Origin of the sequence: Streptomyces sp. 8L (genome assembly GCF_020176795.1) — a bacterium.
GTDB lineage: Bacteria > Actinomycetota > Actinomycetes > Streptomycetales > Streptomycetaceae > Streptomyces.
Window position 1 is genome coordinate 1 of record NZ_JAIUKE010000001.1, and the last position, 4,633, is coordinate 4,633.

Annotated in this window: 4 protein-coding genes; all 4 read left to right on the forward strand. The window is 72.6% G+C overall.

All coding sequences use genetic code 11. From position 1 onward, the window contains the following. Positions 1-23 precede the first annotated feature (23 nt). Positions 24-1,808 (forward strand): alpha/beta hydrolase, encoded by a 1,785-nt coding sequence (locus tag LCE31_RS00005; protein WP_225011667.1) that lies wholly within the window; start codon positions 24-26, stop codon positions 1,806-1,808. Positions 1,809-1,903: 95 nt separating this feature from the next. Next, positions 1,904-2,362: a hypothetical protein gene (locus LCE31_RS00010; protein ID WP_225011665.1), complete on the forward strand. Its 459-nt coding sequence runs from the start codon at positions 1,904-1,906 to the stop codon at positions 2,360-2,362. Between the two features lie 55 nt (positions 2,363-2,417). Further along, a complete protein-coding gene (locus LCE31_RS00015) occupies positions 2,418-3,428 on the forward strand; it encodes a C40 family peptidase (RefSeq protein WP_374118364.1) in 1,011 nt (336 codons plus the stop codon). 288 nt (positions 3,429-3,716) lie between these two features. Beyond that, on the forward strand, positions 3,717-4,475 hold the full coding sequence (locus LCE31_RS00020; protein WP_225011666.1) for a phosphatase PAP2 family protein: 759 nt from the start codon (positions 3,717-3,719) through the stop codon (positions 4,473-4,475). Positions 4,476-4,633: the final 158 nt, after the last annotated feature.

The window sequence follows — 4,633 nt, forward strand, 5'->3', positions numbered from 1 at the left end:
TGGCGGGGGAGGGCCTCCCGGGCGTGGGGGGCTCGTTGTCCTGGGGGCGGCTGCGCGACCTGCGGTGCGGGGAGCTGGAGGGCGCGGCCGACGGCTGGCGCCGTGCCTCGCACCGGGCCGACGCCGCGCGTGACCACGTCGACAAGCAGGTGCTCGTACGGCTCACGGACGGGCAGGAGGGCGACGCCGCACGGGCGGCGGTGCACCGGCTGCGTGCGCTGAGCCGCGACTTCGCGTACGTCTGCGCGGAGTGCGGGCTCGTCGGGACGGCGCTGGACGGGCTGGCCGCCGAGCTGAAGGGGGCTCAGCGGGCCCTGCGCGACGCGCTGGACTCGGCGCGGTCGCTGCGGTTCACCGTGCACGCCGACGGCTCTGTCGGCTATCCGCCCGCGCCCTCGGCCGGTGAGACGCTGATGGGCGGTGCGGGCGGTGCGGCCGGCAGCGGGCTGGTGGCCGGGGGCCGGGCGGCGAGCACCGGGCCGGTGCGGACGGCGACGCCCGGGCCCGCGCTGTCGGCGCCGAACCCGCACGCCGCGCGTGCCCGGGAGATCGCGGACGCGATCGGGCACGCGGTCGGCCTGGCCCGCGCCGCGGACATGCGGTACACGGCCGAGCTGAGGCGGCTGACGGCCGGGCAGGCGGCCGGGGACGCGAGCGCCGTCGTCGTCAGTAACACGATGTGGCACGACGCGGCATCCGACCTGCGTCGCGCCGTGCCGGCCGGGGCGGGCCCCGCGGCCTGCGGGAGATGGTGGGACGCGCTCTCCCCGGAGCTGCGGGACGCGTACGTGGAGGACTGCGCGGACCTCGTCGGCAACCTGGACGGGATTCCCGCGGTGGTCCGGGACAAGGCGAACCGCGCCAACCTCACGGCGCTCATTGGCGAGCTGCGGCACTCCGACGACGAGACCTCCCGTACGCGGCTCGCGGGGCTGCTGCGCATCAAGGAGCAACTGGACGCGGGCGGGCACCCGGCGCCGTTCCTGCTGGGGATCGGCACCGAGGGCAACGGCCGGGCGATCGTGTCGTTCGGCAACCCGGACACGGCGCGGAATGTCTCGGCGTACGTCCCCGGCCTCGGGACCTCGCTGGACGCGGACTTCGCGAACGGGGACCTGAAGAGGGCGCGGGACACGGCACTCGGCGTCGAGAAATACGACAAGTCGGTCGCGTCCATCGCCTGGCTCGGCTACGACGCGCCCCAGGGCCCCGGAGTCGTGGGGACGGGCGCCGCCGAAGCGGGCGGGGTCGCCTACAACCGGTTCATGGGCGGGTTGGTCGTCACCAACGAGCACGAGGACCCGCACCTCACCGCCATCGGCCATTCGTACGGTTCCCGGACGGTCGGCGCTGCCGCGCGGCATCCCGGGGGAATCCCTGGCGCGGACGACATCGTGCTGGTCGGCAGCCCGGGAGTGGGCGTGGACCGGGCGGAGGACCTGGGAGTGGGCAAGGACCATGTGTTCGTGGGTGCCGCGGAGAACGACGTGGTGACGAAGCTGCCGTCGCCCCGGGAGGTGGAGGCCGGTTCTGCGGGCCTTCTGATCGGGGGCCCCGCGGCGGCACGGCTGGCGAGCGACCTCGCGGACCGGGGGGACGACGACCTGTGGTTCGGGCGCGATCCGGCGAGCAGGGCCTTCGGAGCGCGGCGGTTCGTGGTGGCGGACGGGCCACCCCCGTTTTCGGACGGGGTCGTTCCCGCGCACTCGAACTACTTCGACCCCGTGAGGGACGCGAGTTCCGCCGACAACATCGCTCGCGTCGCCTCCGGCCACGGCAACAAGATCCGTGCGGCGGAGCCGCGATGAGGCATCCGTGGATGTGCCTCGTGGTCTTGCTGCTGCTCCTGTGCGGATGCGATCTTGATCGGGGCCCGGTACTCCGGGCCGGAAACGGTTCACGGATGGACATGAAAGAGGCGGCGTACCGAGCGGACGCCATGCTCGACGGGACACTCGCCGTGGTGAAACCGCGCGTGAGTTGGTCGCACGGGGAGACGACGGTCGGGATCTGCGATGTGACCCGCAGGAGGGCCGTGATGACTGAGATCTCGGAATACCGCAGGGGCTCTTTCCTCGGTGTTGTCGACCGGCACTGGCGGCGTAGTGGATACGCCATCAAATCCGTGAATCCCAGTAAGGAATTCCCGGCCATTTACGCCCAGTCCCCCGACGGTTTCGGAATCAGCCTCAGTGTCGGCGGGCACGGTCAGATCTTCTTCGAGGTCGACAGCCCCTGCGTGGACGAGTCGGCGGTACCGGAACCGCGAACCCCCGCCAACGGACCCGACTATCGAGGCGGCCCCGTTCCCTGGCCCGACGTGCGGGACGACTTCTGGTCGTCCTCCGCCGCGGACCTCTGAACCCGGCTTCGCCGCCCTACACTGGCTCGGGGCCGCTGGAGAGGGGTGTCTGACGGTGCGTAAGGCATGGCTGGTCGGTGGCGCGGTCGGCGGGTGCGGGGCCGGGTTCATGGGGCTGCTCGTGGTGGGGACCTTCGTGGCCGGCTCGGCGCTCCAGAGCGGCGCGGGGGCTGTCGTCGGGCTCGCGGAGGGCGCTGTGCCTGCCGCGTACCAGCCGCTCGTCCAGCGTTACGGCAATTCCTGTTCCGCCATCAGTGAGCCTCTTCTCGCGGCGCAGTTGTACCAGGAGAGTGGCTGGAATCCGACGGCCAGGAGTCCCGCGAACGCTTTCGGGATGGCGCAGTTCCTGCAGTCCACGTGGGACGCGCACGCGGTGGACGGCGACGGGGACGGGAAGCGGAACATCTTCGATCCGGCCGACGCGATCGCGTCGGCCGCCGCGTACGACTGCGAGCTGGCGCGGAATGTGCAGCACGTGCCGGGCGACGCGACGGCGAACATGCTCGCCGCGTACAACGCCGGTACGTACGCCGTCATCCAGAACAACGGCGTGCCGCCGTACAAGGAGACGCAGAACTATGTCGAGCGCATCACGACGCTCGCCAAGAGTTTTGCCGCGCCCGTCGGGCGGGTGGCGCCGACGCAGCAGGCGGCGGGCGCGATCAACTTCGCGCAGGGCAAGCTCGGCCTGCCGTATCTGTGGGGCGGCAACGGCACCGCCGCGCAGGGCGGCCGCTTCGACTGCTCCGGGCTGACGCAGGCCGCTTACCGCGCGGTCGGGGTGGAGCTGCCGCGCGTCGCGAACGACCAGTACAACGCGGGCCCGCACCCGTCGCGCGACCAGCTGCTCCCCGGCGACCTGGTCTTCTTCTCGAACGACCTGAACGACTCGCGGGCCATCCACCACGTCGGCATCTACGTCGGCGGCGGGTACATGATCGACGCACCGCACACGGGGGCGAAGATCCGGTTCGACAAGATCGACTCGCCCGACTACTTCGGTGCGACCCGGGTCACCCAGGCCGGGGCCGCGTCGCTGCCGAAGGACCTGCCCGCGTCCGCGTGAACGGTGGGCGCCTGCGATCACGGCACCGCCGGCCCCCCAGCCCCTCACGCTGCGTCAAGCTGAGGCCCTGAGCTGGGGCGATGGATCACTCTTCGATAACGTCATGGTGATCGTTCGGTGGATTGCGGAACGTCCGCCCCGCGCAGGCCGTTCCCTGGACTGACTGCTCGTCGCCGCTGAGTCCGTGTCATGTGCTGCACGTCACGCGGAGGGCGCCGGGCCCGATACGGAACGCACGGCCGACAGGCAAGGACCAGGCAAGAGGCACGAGGCAAGGGGCCGAGGCAGATGGCTGTACTCGCACTCGACAGTTCGAACCCCGATGTCGGCCTGCTCTACGACATCAACGGGCTGGCGAAGGGCGCTCCGTCGTGGTTCGACCGCGTGGTGGCGTTCGTCGGCGGCTACGGCGTCCTCCTCGCGCTCGTCGTCGTCGTGCTGGCCTGCTGGCTGACGGTGCGCCGCCGGGGCTCGGTCCGTGACTCCGTCAGCGCCGTCGCCGGGCTGATCTGGGCGCCGGTCGCCGCGGGCCTCGCGCTGCTCGTCAACATCCCCGTGCGCGGTTTCGTGGGACGGCCGAGGCCCTTCCTCGACCACAAGGATCTCGATGTCCTCGTTCCGGGCCAGCACAGCTACTCGTTCGTGAGCGACCAGGCCACCCTCACCATGGCGGTGGGCGTCGGGCTGTTCGTGGTGCACCGCAAGTACGGCCTGGCCGCGATCTCGCTCGCCGTCCTGGAGGGGTTCACCCGCGTCTACCTCGGCGTCCACTACCCGACGGACGTCATCGGCGGCTTCGCCCTCGGCACGGCGGTGGCCCTGCTGCTCACGCCGGTCGCCATGGCGGGGCTGATGCCGCTGGTGTCCGCCGTCGCCGCCTCCCGCCGCTGCGGCCGTCTCGTACGGTCGCGGCGCGCGGGGCCCGGCGCCGACGCGGACGAGGGCGAGGGCGACGGGGGAGAGGGCGGCCCGAGACCGTACCCCGCCGACACGCGTGGGCTGGGCGTCAACGACCCGCGGCCCGACGACACGAACCTCGCTGCCTGAGCCGGGGCGGCGGACCCGGGGCTCTCAGCGGCCGGGGGGCCCCCCCCCGGGGGCCGGGCCCCCCCCCCCCCCGCCCCCCCCCGTGGCGGGCCCCAGCCCCGGGGGGGGCGGGGCCACCCCCCCCGGGGTGAACCCCCCGTGAGGGCCCCCCGGGGGGG

Coding starts and splice junctions, on each gene's coding strand:
- LCE31_RS00010 (WP_225011665.1), top strand. CDS start 1,904: ATGGACATGAAAGAGGCGGCGTACCGAGCGGACGCCATGCTCGACGGG.
- LCE31_RS00020 (WP_225011666.1), top strand. CDS start 3,717: ATGGCTGTACTCGCACTCGACAGTTCGAACCCCGATGTCGGCCTGCTC.